Here is a 16,509-nt window from a genome sequence, read left to right on the forward strand (position 1 = left end):
CGTCAGGCTCGCAATCGGGGAGGCTCCACGATGGTAGCGGAAACGCCACGACCGTTGGAGTCGTCCCCTGCCAGTAGCACGCGGCACGCCTCCAGCAGTTGGCCCGCGTCCGCGGCCGGGGCGTAATGCATGATGTGGCGATCGGGGCGGACCGCGACCAGCGTGCCCTTGGCTGCCAGTGACAGGAGATGGTGGTTCAGGTCTTCCACCGTCGTTGCGTTGCCCGCCGGGTGCTGGCCACAGGGCACCACCTGGAGGAAACCGCCGCCGATGCCTTTCCAGGCGGTGACCTGGGCAGGGGACAGGTGCGCCGTCGGGTCGACGCCCAGTCCTACCAGGGTGAGGCTGTCGCCCAGCGCGACGTCGCTCAGTTGTATCCCGCCCAGCGCGTTGCGAACCCAAGCCTGGGGGAACAGGCCGCCGCTCACCAGCCGGCCGCTTCGGCGATGGGGCTTGAACAGGCCCTGCCGGAAGCGGTTCTTCGGCTTGATCTCCAGGTCCTCGAAGTACTTGCGCGTGGCGGGCGTCAATGCCAGCAGGCGCATCAGGCCGTGGGTCAGCACGGCGGCGAGCCTGCTCCTGGGCATCACGAGGCGCCCCATGAGCTTGGCCATGTCGATCATCGCCTTGGCGTGCGGGCGGCGTTCCTGGTCGTAGGTATCCAGTACCGAGGCGCTGGCCTGGCCGCGCAGCACCCAGGCGAGCTTCCAGGCAAGGTTGGACACATCGCGGAGACCGGCCACCAGGCCCTGGCCGACGAAGGGCGGGGTGATATGGGCGGCATCGCCGACGAGGAAGACGCGCCCCTTGCTGAAGCGGTTGCAGCAGCGGGCGTGGAACCGGTACACGGCCTTGCGTTCGATCTTCAGTTCTCGCGGGTCGATCCAGGGGGCGATGAGTCGCGCGATGTTTTCCGGGTCTTCCATTTCTTCCCGGGTTTCTCCCGGCTGCAGCATGAACTCCCAGCGCTCCCGGCCGCCGGGCGCGGGCATGTGCGGGATCGGGCGGTTGGGGTCGCAGATGAACTCGACGTGGTCGATGGCCTTTGCATGTCGATCACCGGCGTCGACGATCAGCCAGTCCTCGGCATAGGTCTGGCCTTCGAAGTCCTGGCCGATCAGGCTCCTGACCCTGGAGCTGGCGCCGTCGGCGCCGACCAGGTAACGGGCACGAATGAGGTGCACCTGGCCCTGCTCATCGCGCACGGAAGCGACCACGCCGTCCGCTTCCTCGTCCATGCCTTCCAGCTCATAGCCGCCCAGGCTGCTGACCGATTCCAGCTGGGCGGCCTTGTCCCGCATCGCATGCTCGAGGTCGGGTTGGTAGAAGGTCACCAGCTTCGGGTGGCCATCGATACAGCCCGCGGTGTTGGCTCGGCCGAACTGCCCGAGCAGGGGCGAGTGCATCCGCACTTCTGAAATCACCTTCTTCTCGAAGGCATCTTCCGCCAGCCCGGCGAGCTGCAGGATGCGCAGCGCCTCGTTGTCCAGGGCGATCGCGCGAGGCATCAGCAGGACCTCATGGGCCTTGTCCAGGACCAGCGTCCGCACACCATGGCGTCCCAGCAGCGCGGCGAGGGTCGCGCCGGCGGGACCATTGCCGATGATCAGTACATCTGTCGCTTCCGGAAGCAGTTCAGGGGGTTTCTTGTTGTTCATACCGAGCCCTTGTTGTGATTGAGGTCGTGAGACACGAAGGTCCCATCGTCAGGCGTGACTCAGGTTAATTAAAAATGAGACTAGTATCAATATTGGATTTTGTGTCAGTATTTCATGGCTGCAGGATTCACCTGCGCGATGCGCTCCGGCATGCGACAAGCTCCGGCACAACCGTTGTCCGGGGCCCGCCGAGACGGCTGCTGGTCCCCGGTTCGTGACGGGGCATCGATGGGTATTCTTCCGAGCCAACAGGTACCGAACGTGGCGCGTTTGCAGGCCAGTCCAGACCCTCTGCGGATCCGTTTCGCCGATTTCGAGCTCGACGAGGCCAATGCCTGCCTGATGCGGCATGGCGAGGCCGTGGCGCTCACGCCAACGCCTTTCGCGCTGCTCTGCGCACTGGCGCGCGAGCCGGGCAGGTTGTGGCGAAAGGACGCCTTGCTGGATGCGGTCTGGGGCCACCGGTTCGTCAGCGAGTCGGTGCTCAAGACGGCCATCAGCGAACTGCGCCTGGCCCTGGGCGACAACCCGAGACAGCCGAGCATCATCGAGACCGTGTCGCGCCATGGTTACCGCTTCATTGCCCATACCTCACCGGCGCATCCGAGTGGAAGCGTCGCGGCGCCGGATGCGGGCGGCTCCCCGGCGCCGCCGTTCGTCGGGAGGGCCGCCGCGCTGTCCAGGCTGGATGGGGCCTGGCAACGTGTGCAGGGTGGGCAGCGGGCGCTGGTCTGGCTGGCGGGGGAGCCCGGGATGGGGAAGACAACACTCATCGACCAGTTCGTCAGCGGGCTGGAAGGCGTTGCCTGCGCACGCGGTCATTGCGTCGAGCACTTCGGAACTGCTGAACCCTACCTGCCGGTTCTCGAGGCGCTCTCGCAATTGTGCCGTGCCGATCCGCAGCTGCCGGAACTGCTCCGTAGCGTTGCGCCGACCTGGCTGATGCAGTTTCCCTGGCTGTGCAGCGTAATGGAGCGGGAAGCGTTGCGGAGGGAAATGGTGGGCGTCGGCCCGGAGCGCATGCTGCGCGAAATGGGCGAGTTGCTGGAGCGCTACACCGAGCAGCGACCGTTGCTGCTGGTGACCGAGGACCTGCACTGGAGCGATCGATCCACCGTCCAGCTGATCGCCTACCTCGCGCGCCGTCGCGGGCGTATCCGCATGATGTGGCTGGCGAGCTTCCGGGTGGCGGAGGTGGTCGCGCTCGATCACCCGCTGGGCGCCTTGCGCCATGAGCTTCGCTTGCAGCGGCTGTGCGACGAGATAATGCTCGATCCCTTCTCCGAGACCGAAGTCGCCGACTACGTGGCGCTGTCTTCGCCGGCGCTCGCCCGCGACGAATCCTTCGTTCGGGCCTTGCACCAGCGTACCGACGGCGTACCCCTGTTCGTGTCGTCGATCATCGACGAAGTGATCGACCCGACACGCGAAACCCGTGACGCCACGGCCGCCCTTGCCCAGGTTGGCGTACCACAGGGCCTGCTGGCGATCCTCGACAATTACCTCGCAAGGCTCGACGGCGAACAGCGCGTCCTGCTGACAACCGCTGCGGTATGCGGTGTCGAGTTTCGCCTGGAGACCGTCTCGGAGGTTATCGGACGCGACCTGGCCGAGGTCGCCAATGCCTGCGAGCAGATGGTGCTTGCGCATCTCTGGTTGGCGCATTCGCGCGTTTCTGATGGCGAATACGGCAGCGAATCGCATTACGCCTTCCGCCATGCACTGTTTCGCCGGATGGTGTACGAGCGCACGCCTCATCCGGTCCGGGCGCGTCTTCACCTGCAGGTCGGCGTTGCCCTCGAGCGTGAGCGCTGCGCCGGGGTGCCCGTGCCCGCCGCTGAGCTGGCGATGCATTTCGACCGGGCACGGCAGCCCTTGGCTGCGCTGCGTTATTACGCGGAGGCGATGGAAGCGGCGCTGCTGCACTTCAGCCCGGCGTCGGCGCTTGGCCTGAGCCCGCGCGTCGCGCTCCAGTTGGAGCGTGCACCGGCAGGAGCCGAGCGCGATGCGCTGGCGATCAGCCTGGCCACGCTGGAGGGCGTCGCGGCTTTCCAGATGTTCGGCCTCGACGGGCAGGCGGGAGAGGCTTTCGAACGTGCCTACGGACTGCTGGAAAAGTTGCCGGGACATCCCATGAGCGGACGTCTCCTGCACGGTTATGGCTACCTGCTGAGTCTGCGCGGGGAATACGCCCGAGCACTGGCCGTAGCCCAACGCGCCGAGGCGCTTTCCGCGCTGGCAAACGATCCGCAGCTGATGCTGGCGGCCTGCATCGTGCATAGCGAGGTACTGCATCTCCAGGGCCGTACACAGCCGGCTCGCGATTGGCTTGAGCGCGCGCTCGCCATTGCCGAATCCCTGGATATCGGAGCGGGTGAAGTCGTCGCGGCAGATCCCCAGGTAATGCTGCTGGGCATGCTGGCCATCGAGCTGCTGCGCGGCGGGCTGCTCGAGCAGGCCCGCCACAGCATGCGGCGGGCGCAGGCCCGCGCAGCGATGCTGCGACAGCCAATGGCACAGTTGGTCGCCTGCTGGCATGAGTTGCTGATGGAAGTTCGCCTGGGCAATGCCGAGCGCGTGCGGGAACGGGTGGAAGACCTGCAGGCACTGGTCGACGAACACGCGCTTGCCCTCGGGCGGACGGCCTGCGGTTGGTGGCGTGGCTGGGTGGAGGCACGCCTGGGTTCGCCGCGTGATGGCCATCGGCGCATACGCGAGGCCTTCGAAGCCCATGCCAGTCTTGGCATGCGCGCCGGCTCCAGCGAAGTGCTTGGCTATGCGGCCGAGGCGCTGCTGCTGGCGGGCGATATTGAAGGTGCGCAAGGCGAACTGCAGGAAGCGCTGCGGGTGGCCGCCGAACTGGGCGAGAGCGTTTATCTGCCGCAACTGCTCCTGCTCCGGGCCGCCATCGCCCGGGCGCTGGGGGAGGGCGAAAGCGCCGGCGCTGCGGTGCGCAGTGCCCTTCAGGAGGCGCGCGAGCAGGAAGCGCCCTGGCTCGAACTCCTTGCGCTCGTCGAGCTATGCACCCAATGCGAAGCGACGGACCAGGAGCGCCAGGCGCTGGAACGGCTCGTCGAGCGGCTTCCCGAAGCAGAGGGCAGCGAGCCGATGAGGCGTGCCAGGGCGCTGCTGCTTCCCCTCGATCGGGTCGGCTGAACGGTCGCTGCGTCAGGCCTGCTGCGCGTGCTGGTGAGCGTCCTGACCGAAGCCTGACTGTCCGCTTACGACTCCGCGATTCGACCTGTCTAGGCTGCGATCGAACTTTCGATCTTCTGGTCTAGCCATGGTCCTCAACCCCGAATCCAAATACCCGACTCGCCGCGCCTACGTGGTGAAACTGCAGAACGATGCGACGCCGGCCACGCTCGTCGGCCGCGTCGAGAACCTGGTTACCGGGCATCAGCGCGAGTTCGCCTGCGCCGGCGAGCTGCTGCGTGCCATCAGCGCCGACCTGGCCGTCTCGGCAGGCCCGCAGGCAGAAGACTCCGCCGAAGACTGACCTCTGACACCCGGCTGGATGCCCGAGCGTAGCGACCGAATCGCGACCGTTGGCTGACAACTTCGCCGCGTAAAAACCTCACGCTCAGCACTGCCGAATTCCTGCGAGTCCCTATCGATGTTGCGATTTTCACCCCTCTATTCGCCGGTCCGCCGCCGCAGGCCGGTAGCCGGTCTGCGTGGCGAATTCCTGCTCGCCGGTGCGCTTGCCGCGAGCATCGCGCTGGCTTTGACCGGTTGTTCCACGTCGATGCTGAAACCGTCAGAGGAGCTGCCTTCGCGGTTCGCCGCCGCCACGGCCTCCCAGATGGAACCGGAGGCGGCGTGGTGGACGGCTTTCAATGACCCGGTACTCAGCGATCTGGTGCAGCGCGCGATGCGCGAGAACCGCGACGTGAAGATCGCCGCCGAGCGCCTGGGGGCCGCGCGGGCAGGCGAGACGATCAGCCGTTCCTGGCTGTTTCCCAGCGTGGGGCTGTCCGCCGGTGGTTCCGACCGCCGCAGCGGTTACGACTCGGCCACGCGGCAGCTCTATCCCGATACCCGGACCGCCAGTGCGGGCCTGGACGTCTCCTGGGAGCTTGACCTGAGCGGCCGGCTGCGCGCCGGCGCGGCAGCGGCCAAGGCAGACGCCCTGGCCGCCGAATACGGCGAACGTGGCGTGCGCCTGCTGGTGATGAGCGATATCGCCAGCAATTACTTCACCCTGCGCGGTGCGTTGCTGCAGGCGGAGACGCTGCGTGCCATTGCGGCGGCGCAGGACGAAACGCTACGCCTTGTTTCTGCGCGCAAGCGCGCGGGCCTGGCGTCCGATTTCGACGTCGAGCGTGCGCAGACCGAAGCGGCCTCTGCACGCGCGCAAATCCCGCCGATGGAAACCCTGGCGGCGGTGGCGCGCCATCGCATTGCGGTGCTGATCGGTGATCAGGCCTTCAATGCCGACGCCATCGTGCCATCCGCCAACGAGGCGCTCGTACCCCGGCCACAGTCCGGACAACCGGCCACGCTCCTGCAGCGTCGACCCGACGTCCTGGCGTTGATGGCGCAGCTGGATGCTGCCAATGCCCGCCGGCAGCAAGCCGCCGCCGAGTGGTTCCCGCGCCTGTTCCTGGGCGCTTCCTTCGGCAGCCAGGAGCTGGCGCTGAATGGGGTCAACCTCGGCACTGCCCGATTCACCAATGTGGCGGGCCTGCTCGCCATGCCGCTGTTCAACGCCGGTCGCACCCGCGCCATCAACGAGGTTGCCGAGAGCGGTCAGCGTGAAGCGCTGCTGCGTACCGAGGACGGAATCGCCCGCGCCCTCGAAGACGTGGAAAACGCACTTGTCGCCCTGGGGCAGGAACACCAGCGCGCAGGCTCGCTGCAGGCCGCATCGGCCACTGCCGAGGCTGCGCTGGGGCATGCCCAGTCGCTCTACAGCCGAGGGCAGATCGACCTGCTGCCGCTGCTGGACGCGCAGCGCGCTCGCCTGACAGCCCGGCTGAACGCCAACGACAGCAGCACGCGCCTGCTGCTCGACAGCGTCCAGCTCTACAAGGCGCTGGGTGGCGGCTGGCAGGTCTTCGAACCCGTGACCCCGGCCGCCAGCGGCCACCCGCTTTCCTGAATACCGACGCCCAGAACGAGGAATCGTCTTGAACAATCCACTAGTCGCAGCCGGCGCGCTGACCGCCGCCGCGCTGCTTTGTGCATGCAGTCCCAGCCAACCGGCTGTACTGGCACCTCGGCCCGTACGCACCGTCGAACTCCATTACGACAACGCCCGCGAGAGCAATCGCTACGTCGGCACCGTGCAGTCGCGCTATGAGGTGGACCAGGCTTTCCGCGTGGGCGGCAAAGTCGTCCAGCGCAAGGTCGATGTCGGCCAATCCGTGCAGGAAGGCGACGTGCTCGCCGTGCTGGACGACAGCGACTACCGACTGGCCGAAGAGGCATCGCAACGCGCGTGGGAAGCCAGCGTCGCGCAGGCCCGCCAGGCCGACTCCGACCGTCAGCGCCTGAGCGCGCTCAAGGCCGATGGCTCTGTCAGCGCGGCCGACGACGAGCGTGCCCGCACCAGTGCCCGGACCGCGCAGTCGAACGCCGAGGCCGAGGCGCGCCAGCTGGAGCTGGCTCGCAACCGACTCAAGTACACGGTCTTGCGTGCCTCGCGCAGCGGCGTGGTCACGACGGTCCGTTTCGAGGTCGGGCAGGTGGTGGCCGAAGGCACGCCGGTTATCTCCATCGCCGACCCCAGCCTCCCCGAGATCGTGGTGGACGTGCCGGAAGATCGTCTCGTGACCTTCCAGCAGTCGAGCTTCCAGGCGGCGCTGACCAGCTTGCCGGGCAAGACCTTCGCCGTCGCCTTGCGTGAACTGGCGCCGCAGGCCTCGGCGCAGACGCGGACCTACCGCGCGCGGTTGAAGCCCCTGGACATGCAGCAGCTGCCGCTCGGCGCCACCGCGACCCTGGAGGCGGCGCGCGTCATGGCCGGCACTCAGGTGGCGGCCGTGCCGGCGACGGCGCTGACGCAAAGCAGCGGGCAGCCGGCGGTGTGGGTGGTCAGGCCGACCGGCGGGGAAGCGCTGGGCACGGTCGAGCGGGTTCCCGTGGCGGTGTGGGGCTATCGCAACGAAGAGGTGCTCGTCTCCGGTCCGCCCGCGGGTGAACGGGTCGTGACGGCCGGTGTGCAGAAGATGTCGCCGGGACTCAAGGTGGCGCTGGCCAGCGGCGCCGCCGAAGACAAGGCAGTGGTTGCGCGATGAACAAGTTCAATCTCACCGAGTGGACGCTGAACAATCGCGCCATCGTTCTCTTCCTGCTCCTCGTCGTGGCCATTGCCGGCCTGTTCAGCTTCACCAGGCTGGGTCAGCTGGAGGACCCGAACTTCTCTGTCCCGTCCATGACCGCGGGTGTCGTCTGGCCGGGTGCGACCGCCCAGCAGATCCAGGACGAAGTGCTGAACCGCATGGAGAAGAAATTCGAGCAGATCGACCACTTCGAGAAGGTGGTCACCTTCGCCCGCCAGGGCTATGGCGGCATGACGCTGACCGTGCGTGGCGGCACCTCGAAGGCGGATCAGCGCGAGGCCTGGTACCAGGCGCGCAAGAAGCTCAATGACCTGCGCCTGGAGCTGCCCGAGGGCGTCATCGGCCCGGTCGTCAACGACGAGTACGGCGACGTGTACGGGCTGATGTATGCGGTCAAGGGCGATGGTTTCGACCAGGGCGAGTTGGCCGATACGGCCGAAGACATCAAGCGCAGCCTGCTGAAGGTGCCGATGGTCAAGAAGGTCGACCTGATCGGCAAGCAGGCCAAGCGCATCCATGTGGAGTTCTCCCATGCGCGCCTTGCCGCGCTGGGCGTGACGCCGCAGGCTATCGCCGACAGCCTCAGGAGCCAGAACGCCTTGCTCCCGGCGGGCCAGATCGACACCGACGGCGACCGCGTGGTGGTGCGTGTGAGTGGCCAGTTCTCCAGCCTCGAGGACATCCGCAATGTGCCGATCACGGTGGGCGGGCGGGCGATCAAGCTGGGCGATTTCACCACCATCAGCCGTGGCTATGAAGACCCGCCCAGCTACACCGTACGCCACAACGGCCAGCCGGTGCTGATGCTGGGCATCTCGATGAGCGACGACGGCAACATCGTCGAACTGGGCAAGGCAATGGACGTCGCCGTCGCCAGGATCCAGTCCGAGCTGCCCCACGGCCTGGAGCTCGAGCGCGTGGCGGACCAGCCGACCACGGTCAAGGACGCCATCTGGGACTTCGAGCGCTCGCTGATGGAAGCGCTGATCATCGTCATCGCCGTCAGCTTCGCCAGCCTGGGCTGGCGTACCGGCATCGTGGTCGCCACCTCGGTGCCGCTGGTACTGGGCGGTGTCGCGTTGCTGATGCTGGCGATGGGCTGGAACCTGGAGCGTATCTCCCTGGGTTCGCTGATCATCGCGCTGGGCCTGCTGGTGGACGACGCGATCATCGCCATCGAAATGATGGTGGTGAAGATGGAGGCCGGCTGGGACCGGGTGAGGGCAGCGGGCTTCTCCTATCAGTCCACCGCCATGCCACGGCTGACCGGCGCGCTGATCACCGCGGCGGGCTTCATGCCCATCGGCCTGTCTAAGTCGACCACGGGCGAGTATGCCGGCGGCATCTTCTGGATCGTCGGCGCCGCCGTGCTGTTGTCCTGGATCTGCTCGGGCATTTTCACGCCCTACCTCGCGGTGAAGATGCTGCCGCAGAATTTCGCTCACCAGCAGCATGCCGGCGATCCCTACGACACGCGATTCTTCCGCGCGCTGCGCGGCCTGATCGACCTGGCCATCGCGCGGCGCTGGCGGGTCATCGGGGTGACTTTCGGCGCCCTGGCACTGGCGCTGGCGGGCATGAAGTTCGTGCCCCAGCAATTCTTCCCCAGCAGTTCGCGGCCCGAGCTGGTCATCGACCTGCGCATGAAGGAGGGCGCCTCGTTCGCCGCCACGGCCGAGCAGGTGAAACGCCTGGAAGCGGTGCTGGCCAAGGACGAGGACGTCAACTTCTATACGGCCTACACCGGCGCCGGCGCCCCGCGTTTCTACCTGGCGCTCAATCCCGAGCTGCCCAACCCGGCCTTCGCCCAGTTCGTCGTCATGACGAAGGACCTGCAGGCCCGGGAGCGCGTGCGTTCCCGTCTGCTGGGCCTGGTGGATCAACAGTTCCCGCAGGCCTGGGTGCGCGTCACCCGGCTTGAGCTGGGCCCGCCGGTGGGCTTCCCGGTGCAGTTCCGCATCGTCGGCGCCGACACCCAGGTGGTGCGCCGCATCGCCGGCGAAGTGCAGAAGGTGGTGGCCTCGAGTCCGAAGGTGCGTGATGTCCAGCTCGACTGGAACGACCCGGTGCGCGCCCTGAAGGTGGTGCTGGACCAGGACAAGGCCCGCGCGCTGGGGCTCACCCCGGCCGATGTGTCGCTGGCGACCCAGACCCTGATGAACGGCGCCACCCTGTCGCACCTGCGCGAGCACGAGGACCTCACCGACATCGTCGCCCGCGCGGTGCCCGAGGAACGCCTCAACCTGGAGACGCTGAAGGACATCAACCTCTACACGCGTAACGGGACGGTCGTACCGTTGTCGGAAGTGGCGCAGATTCGCTACGAACTCGAAGAGCCGGTGCTCTGGCGTCGCAACCGTGACATGGCGATCACCGTGCGCGCCGACGTGAAAGATGGCGAGCAGGGCGTATCGGCAACCCAGGAAATCCGGCCGCTGCTCAAGGACATCGAGGCGAAGCTGCCTTCGGGCTATCGCATCGACGTGGGTGGCGCCGTGGAGGAGAGCGACAAGGCCAACCAGGCGCTACTCGCCGTGGCGCCGCTGATGCTGCTGACCATCCTGATGCTGCTGATGCTGCAATTGAAAAGCTTCTCGCGCATGGCGATGGTGGTTCTCACCGCCCCGCTGGGGCTGATCGGCGTGGTGCCGGCCCTGCTGGCATTCCAGGCGCCGCTGGGCTTCGTCGCGATCCTGGGCATCATCGCCCTGGGCGGCATGATCATGCGCAACGCCGTGATCCTGATCGACCAGGTGCAGATCGAGATCGCCGAAGGCCGTGATCCGTGGAATGCGGTGCTCGATGCAGCGATTCACCGGACCCGCCCGGTGATGCTGACCGCCCTGGCGACTGTCCTGGCGATGATTCCACTGACGCGCAGCGTGTTCTGGGGGCCGATGGCGATCGCGATCATGGGTGGCCTCACCGTGGCGACGCTGCTGACCATCTTCTTCGTGCCGGCGCTGTACGCCGCGTGGTACAGGGTCCGCCGCGTACCGGTGCCCGGTACCCGGGAGGAAATTGGCGTCACCGGCATTGTGAACTGAAAGCGCAGTATGAGATCGATCTGCCTCCCTGGTGGTCGCGGAGACGAAAGAAGCGCGCCCATTCAGGGCGCGCACTGTCATTCAAAGCGGAAGGAAGCGCCGTAAGCGCTCTGTGGCAGGCGATCGCTGCGATCGACACGCAGGCGGGAACGGAAGGTCCCGCTTTGCGCTTGGGTGCGATAGAGGCCGCGCTTCTGCAGTTCGGGGATCACCAGCTCGGCGAAGTCGTCGAAGGTGCCGGGACTGACCAACGGATTGAGCATGTAGCCGCTCGTGCCGGAGAGGCGGGCGTGTTCTTCGATGCGGTCGGCCACCTGCTCCGGCGTGCCCACCAGGATCAGGTCGGTGCCACGGGTCACCTGGGCGAAGCGCTTGCGCACATCGCCGGCGGTGAGCGGCTGGCCGCTGCCGTCCGGGCGCATGACATAGGACGTCAGCCCCTGGGTCTCGGTGGTCAGCGGCTCGTTGTCGGCGTAGCGGTCGAGATCGATGCCGGTGTCCCCGGCATAGCTCACCAACTGCGCCTGCAGGTGATAGTTGCTCTGCAGCTGGTCGTACTTCTTCTGCGCCTCGATGGCCGTGCGGGCGGTGACGATGCGCAGCACCGTGAGCGATTTGATGTCGTCCTGGGTACGGCCACGGGCCTCGGCCTGGGACCAGATGTCCTCGAGACCGGCGCGGATTTCTTCCGGACGCGACTTGGCGATGAAGATCAGTTCGGCATGCTTGGCGGCGAAGGCGCGGCCGCGCTCGGACCAGCCTGCCTGGATCAGCACCGGCGTGCGCTGGGGGGAGGGGGCGCAGAGATGCGCGCCCTGCACCCGGTAGTGCTCGCCGTGGTGCTCGATGGGGCGAACGCGGTCGCCACGGGCATAGGTCTGCCCGTGCTTGTCGGCCACCAGGGCGTCATCCGCCCAGCTGCCTTCCCAGAGCTTGTACACCACATCGAGGAACTCCTCGGCGCGGGCGTAGCGGTCGCCATGGCGGATCATCTCATCGAGTCCGAAGTTGCGCGCCGCGCTGCTCAGGTAGGAGGTGACGACGTTCCAGCCGACGCGGCCGTTGCTCAGGTGGTCGAGGGTGCTCAGGCGCCGGGCGTGGCTGAACGGGTGTTCGTAGGTGGTGCTGATGGTCACGCCGAAGGCCAGGCGTTCGGTTACCGCCGCGAGCGCTGGGAGATGCAGCAGCGGGTCGTTGGCCGGTGCCTCGACCGCCCACTTCAGCGCGGCCTCATGGGAGCCGCCATAAACGTCATACAGACCGAGCACGTCGGCGAAGAACAGCATGTCGAGGTTGGCCTGCTCGGCACTGCGGGCCAGATCGGTCCAGTAGCCGAGGGTGTTGATGCGCAGGCGCTCGTCGGCCGGGTGGGTCCAGAGGCTGGGCGCGCCGCCGCAGCCGACGCTGGCTTGTTCATAGAGGGCGAAGAGCAGGGGTTTGGGGTCGGACATCCGGATTTCCTGGAGAATGATGGTCGGAGGCGCGCGCGTGTATTCAGCGGCGAGTGTCGTAGGCCCGGCCGTAATGGCGCTCCAGCCGGGCCTGGATCAGCTCCAGTCCGATGGACATCAGCCAGTAGAGCAGGGCGGCGGCACTGAGCATTTCGATGTAGCGGTAGGAGGCGCGGCCGTAGGACTGGGCGAGGAACATCACCTCCCAGACCCCCATCACCGAGACCAGCGACGAATCCTTGAGCATCGAGATGAACTGGTTGGTGGTCGGCGGAATGATGGTACGCATGGCCTGCGGCAGGACGATGCGCCAGAAGGTCAGGGTGCGGTTCATGCCCAGCGCCGCCGCGGCTTCGCGTTGCCCCTGCGGCACGCCGATGATGCCTGCGCGGAAGATTTCGCTCAGGTAAGCGCCGTAGTTGAGCGACAGCGCCAGGATGCCCGCGCTGATGGCACCTGGAACCACGCCCAGCTGCGGCAGGCCCAGGTAGATCAGCAGGATCTGGATCAGCAGCGGCGTCCTGCGGAAGAAGGACGCGTAGAAGCTGGCCACGCCGAAGGCGACGGCGCTGCTCGACATCCGGCCCAACGCCGTTACGAAACCCAGCAGCAACGAGACCCAGATCGAGCAGAAGCTGAGGAACAGCGTCAGCGCCGCCCCCTGCAGGAAGCCGTTGGGCGCGAGGTTGATGCCCACCAGGTTGCGCCACTTGTCGAGGATGATTGCCAGCTTCAGGTCGAAGCTGAGGAAAAACGCCACGCACAGGAGCAGCATGACCGCCCAGGTCAGGTACAGCCGGGTACGGAAGCCGAACAGGCGCGCCAGCAGGGGCTCTGCCGGCGCGTCGCGCAGTCTGGAGGGGGGATTCTGGAACGCGCTCATCGGGTGATGTCTGAACCGATCCATTTATTCGAGATGCGGGCGAGCGTGCCGTCCTGGCGCAGCTGGCCGATGATCTCGGTGATCTTGGCGTTCCACTGCGGGTCGCCTTTCTCGATGGCCACCACGTTGGGCTCGCCATAGAGCGGCTGGCCGACGATCTTGAAGCGTGGGTCCTGGGCGATTCGTTCGCGTGCCGTCACCAGGTTGGTGACCATGGCGTCCAGGCGCACGCCGCTACCCAGGGCGAGGTCCTGGAAGGCGACGGTCTCGTTGTCGTAAGGCGCGATCTCGACCTGCTCGAAGGGGTAGCTCAGCGGCTTGTCTTCCGCGCCCTCGATGACCAGGTCCTTGCGCAGGTAACTCTCGTAGGTCGAAGCGCTGATCACGCCGACTTTCTTGCCGTCCAGATCCTTGGCCGAGGCAATGCGCGAGTCCTTGGCATTGACCACGATCACCGCCGGCGACTCGTAGTACTTCACCGGGAAATCGAAGACCTGGGCGCGCGCCTGGCTGGGGGTCATGGAGCAGACGCAGACGTCGTATCGACCGCTCCAGTGGCCGGCGGCGATCACGTCCCAGGACGGCGTTTCCAGACGTAGCTTGACGCCCAGGCGCTCCGCCACGGCCTTGGCGATGTCGACGTCGAAGCCATCGAGCTGGTTCTGGGCATTGAGGAAGGAAAACGGCGGGTAGTTTTCCATCAGCACGCCCACCAGTTCACCCTGGTGCTGGACTCGATCGAGAGTAGTGCCGGCGAAGGCGGATGCGCAGCTGGCGGCCAGCGCCAGGCCGATAACGGGGAGGGAGAGTTTCAAAACGGGCTCCGGAATGGACGGGGATCGATAAAGATTAAAACGACATAAGAAATATTTTTCTAATATCGTTGTGGAATTTATCGCTCCATTCGAGCTATATCGTTTTCGTCATGAACGGGGTGGAGAGCTCAGTTGGCGCGCCCCTGAGAAGGAGGGACCTTTCGCTGGGACACCCCGTGTGCGCAAGGTAAAGGCTCGCAAAAGCCAGGCGCTGGCGAGAGGGGAAATCGGCGTGGTCGAGCCCAGCCCGAACCACGCCATTGCTCAGGCAATCGGATAACGCTTGAACAGATCGGTCCGTTCCAGGCGGTCCGCATGGATCTTGATGGCCGGGAAATCGCCGGCCTTGACCACGTCGGGCAGCATCAACTGCATGAATGACCAGGCCACTGCACAAGTGACCTCGGCCTGGTCGGGGCGCTCACCTTGCGGCGGTTGTGCCGCCAACTGCTTGTCCAGCTCAGCGCAAGCCGCCAGCAACTGCCGGGTAACGCGCTCGACCCAGGGCTGATGAAGCTTTTCCGCCGGACGAAGCTTGTGCTCATAGACGATCTGCACGGTTTTCTCGCATGCCGCCAACGCCAGGCCCAACGTACGCAAGGCACTGGCCAATGCCTGCGGTTGGCTTGGCAACAGTTTCCTGTCGGGTGTGCTGAGGGCCTCGAAATAATCGATGATCAGCGTCGAGTCCATCAGCACCGAGCCGTCATCGAGCAGCAGGGTCGGGGCCTTGACCACCGGGTTGATTCGGGAAAATTCCTCGAAGGTGCGGAACACCGACAACGGGTCATGTTCGAACTCGATGCCCATAAGGTCCAGGGATATGGCCACCCGGCGAACGTAAGGTGAATCCAGCATGCCAATGAGCTTCATCCATCACTCTCCTTGATTGATATTGATCTCTAATGCGGTAGTCCGGCGCTTGAACACTCGGGGCAAAGGCCAGGGGAGCGGATACGCCTGGCGCTGTTTCTCGGCCTTGGCTGGCGCCAGTTGCAGAACTCCTTCGCCGTCGATCAGCGCCAGCCCGGCTGACAATTTCACGCGCTCGCCGGGGCCGATCGAGAAGTCGACACCGTTGGCGCTGATCCAATGCTGGCCGCTCACCACACGCGTGTAGATGTCGCAGGCAAAACGCACCGAGAGCAATTGCGCCCTGGTCAATGAAACCTGCAGCCACGGGTGATCGTCACCGTCGGGACCTCCCGTGGTCATTTGCCGTGCTCTCCATGCAGCGCCCATGGCAGCCATCCTCTTACCAGTCCAAGACTTTACCGTCCCTTACATTAGTGAGAGCCTTGGCGCTTATATATCGATATTTTTTTCCAAAATTAGTAAGAAATACTTACATGTCGAACATTCCTCCAATCACCTGCCTGCGCAGTTTCGAAGCGGTTGCAAGGCTGGGAAGCGTTACCGCCGCCGCCAGGGAACTGCATGTGACCCATTCGGCCATCAGCCAGCAGATCAAGGTGCTGGAGGAGATGATCGGCGTCATCCTGTTCGTCCGTGAGGGACGGGGGCTACGGGTGAGCGAGGATGGGCGGCTGTATGCCTTGCAGGTCCGCGAATCATTGAGCCGAATCGCCGAAGCCACACAGCTGATCAAGACCCAGCCCAAGTCAACGGAACTGGTAGTCGCCGTTCTCCCTTCGTTCGGCTTCAACTGGCTGCTGCCGCGCTTGCCACGCTTCCAGCAATTGCAGCCGCACATCAGCATCCGGCTGCAGGCCAACCTGGCGGTATCGAACCTGAGCCGGGAATCCGTCGATGTCGGAATCCGCATGGGCAAGGGCGACTGGGATGGAGTGGAAAAACGTCTGTTGTTCCATGACGAGGCGCTGGTGGTTGCCGCTCCGCATTTCAATGGCGGGGAACTGCCGCGGACCCCTGAAGAGATCCTCGGCAGCAGGATCATCTTCAACATGGAGTCATGGCGACCGTGGTGCCAGGCCGCAGGGCTGGATATCGACGTCCCACGCAGCGGCCTGTGCAGCAATGATTCCAACCTGGTACTTCAAGCCGTGCGCCTGGGGCAGGGGATCGCCCTGGAGCGCCGCAGCCTGGTGCACGACGCGATCCAGCGAGGGGAGTTGGTACAACTCTCCCCGGTGATTGCGCCCTATCCCTACCCGTACTGGCTGGTACTGCCCAACCGGGAGCGGTCGGAAATCAAGCAACGGCTGTTTTCCAGTTGGCTGACGGATGAGGTCGCTGAATACCTGGGCAAACTGGATCACGGCAGCAAGGAAACGATGAACGCGTGAGCTCGCGTTAGTTCACCCTCACTGTTACGAGGTCACCCTGGTCGAGCAGTTCCTGTTGGAAAGACATAAGAAATCCGGCGCCAGAAGTCTGGCATCGGATG

The 16,509-nt window shown here is 65.5% G+C and carries 12 protein-coding genes; 6 read left to right on the forward strand and 6 right to left on the reverse strand.

Going from position 1 to position 16,509, the window contains the following annotated elements:
• Window positions 1-2: 2 nt before the first annotated feature.
• Window positions 3-1,658, reverse strand: a complete 1,656-nt coding sequence (locus tag J5M67_RS15320) for a bifunctional 3-(3-hydroxy-phenyl)propionate/3-hydroxycinnamic acid hydroxylase (protein ID WP_207886192.1) — start codon at window positions 1,656-1,658, stop codon at window positions 3-5.
• A 228-nt stretch (window positions 1,659-1,886) separates the two neighbouring features.
• Here J5M67_RS15320 and J5M67_RS15325 point away from each other — a divergent pair, with 228 nt between their 5' ends.
• From J5M67_RS15325 to J5M67_RS15345, 5 genes are all read left to right on the forward strand, one after another.
• Window positions 1,887-4,814 (forward strand): AAA family ATPase, encoded by a 2,928-nt coding sequence (locus J5M67_RS15325; protein WP_243434681.1) that lies wholly within the window; start codon window positions 1,887-1,889, stop codon window positions 4,812-4,814.
• Between the two features lie 127 nt (window positions 4,815-4,941).
• Complete coding sequence (locus J5M67_RS15330) at window positions 4,942-5,157, forward strand: hypothetical protein (RefSeq protein WP_207886193.1); 216 nt, start codon at window positions 4,942-4,944, stop codon at window positions 5,155-5,157.
• Between the two features lie 117 nt (window positions 5,158-5,274).
• Window positions 5,275-6,762: a TolC family protein gene (locus J5M67_RS15335; RefSeq protein WP_207886194.1), complete on the forward strand. Its 1,488-nt coding sequence runs from the start codon at window positions 5,275-5,277 to the stop codon at window positions 6,760-6,762.
• A 28-nt stretch (window positions 6,763-6,790) separates the two neighbouring features.
• The gene (locus tag J5M67_RS15340) at window positions 6,791-7,900 is read left to right on the forward strand and encodes an efflux RND transporter periplasmic adaptor subunit (protein ID WP_207886195.1); all 1,110 of its coding nucleotides are present in this window, start codon (window positions 6,791-6,793) and stop codon (window positions 7,898-7,900) included.
• A complete protein-coding gene (locus J5M67_RS15345; protein WP_207886196.1) occupies window positions 7,897-10,992 on the forward strand; it encodes an efflux RND transporter permease subunit in 3,096 nt (1,031 codons plus the stop codon). The genes J5M67_RS15340 and J5M67_RS15345 overlap by 4 nt, the downstream gene beginning before the upstream one ends.
• A gap of 77 nt (window positions 10,993-11,069) precedes the next feature.
• Here J5M67_RS15345 and J5M67_RS15350 read toward each other — a convergent pair whose 3' ends face one another.
• From J5M67_RS15350 to J5M67_RS15370, 5 genes are all read right to left on the reverse strand, one after another.
• The gene (locus J5M67_RS15350) at window positions 11,070-12,443 is read right to left on the reverse strand and encodes an LLM class flavin-dependent oxidoreductase (RefSeq protein WP_207886197.1); all 1,374 of its coding nucleotides are present in this window, start codon (window positions 12,441-12,443) and stop codon (window positions 11,070-11,072) included.
• A 43-nt stretch (window positions 12,444-12,486) separates the two neighbouring features.
• Window positions 12,487-13,326, reverse strand: coding sequence for an amino acid ABC transporter permease (locus tag J5M67_RS15355; protein WP_207886198.1), 840 nt, complete (start codon window positions 13,324-13,326; stop codon window positions 12,487-12,489).
• Window positions 13,323-14,141, reverse strand: coding sequence for a transporter substrate-binding domain-containing protein (locus tag J5M67_RS15360; RefSeq protein WP_207886199.1), 819 nt, complete (start codon window positions 14,139-14,141; stop codon window positions 13,323-13,325). The genes J5M67_RS15355 and J5M67_RS15360 overlap by 4 nt, the downstream gene beginning before the upstream one ends.
• Window positions 14,142-14,405: 264 nt before the next feature.
• Complete coding sequence (locus tag J5M67_RS15365; protein WP_207886200.1) at window positions 14,406-15,014, reverse strand: glutathione S-transferase; 609 nt, start codon at window positions 15,012-15,014, stop codon at window positions 14,406-14,408.
• Window positions 15,015-15,017: 3 nt separating this feature from the next.
• Window positions 15,018-15,356: a hypothetical protein gene (locus J5M67_RS15370; RefSeq protein ID WP_207886201.1), complete on the reverse strand. Its 339-nt coding sequence runs from the start codon at window positions 15,354-15,356 to the stop codon at window positions 15,018-15,020.
• A 134-nt stretch (window positions 15,357-15,490) separates the two neighbouring features.
• Between J5M67_RS15370 and J5M67_RS15375 the strand changes: the two genes are divergently transcribed.
• On the forward strand, window positions 15,491-16,408 hold the full coding sequence (locus J5M67_RS15375; protein ID WP_207886202.1) for a LysR substrate-binding domain-containing protein: 918 nt from the start codon (window positions 15,491-15,493) through the stop codon (window positions 16,406-16,408).
• Window positions 16,409-16,509 lie beyond the last annotated feature (101 nt).

This window comes from Pseudomonas sp. 30_B, from assembly GCF_017491605.1.
Lineage (GTDB): Bacteria > Pseudomonadota > Gammaproteobacteria > Pseudomonadales > Pseudomonadaceae > Pseudomonas.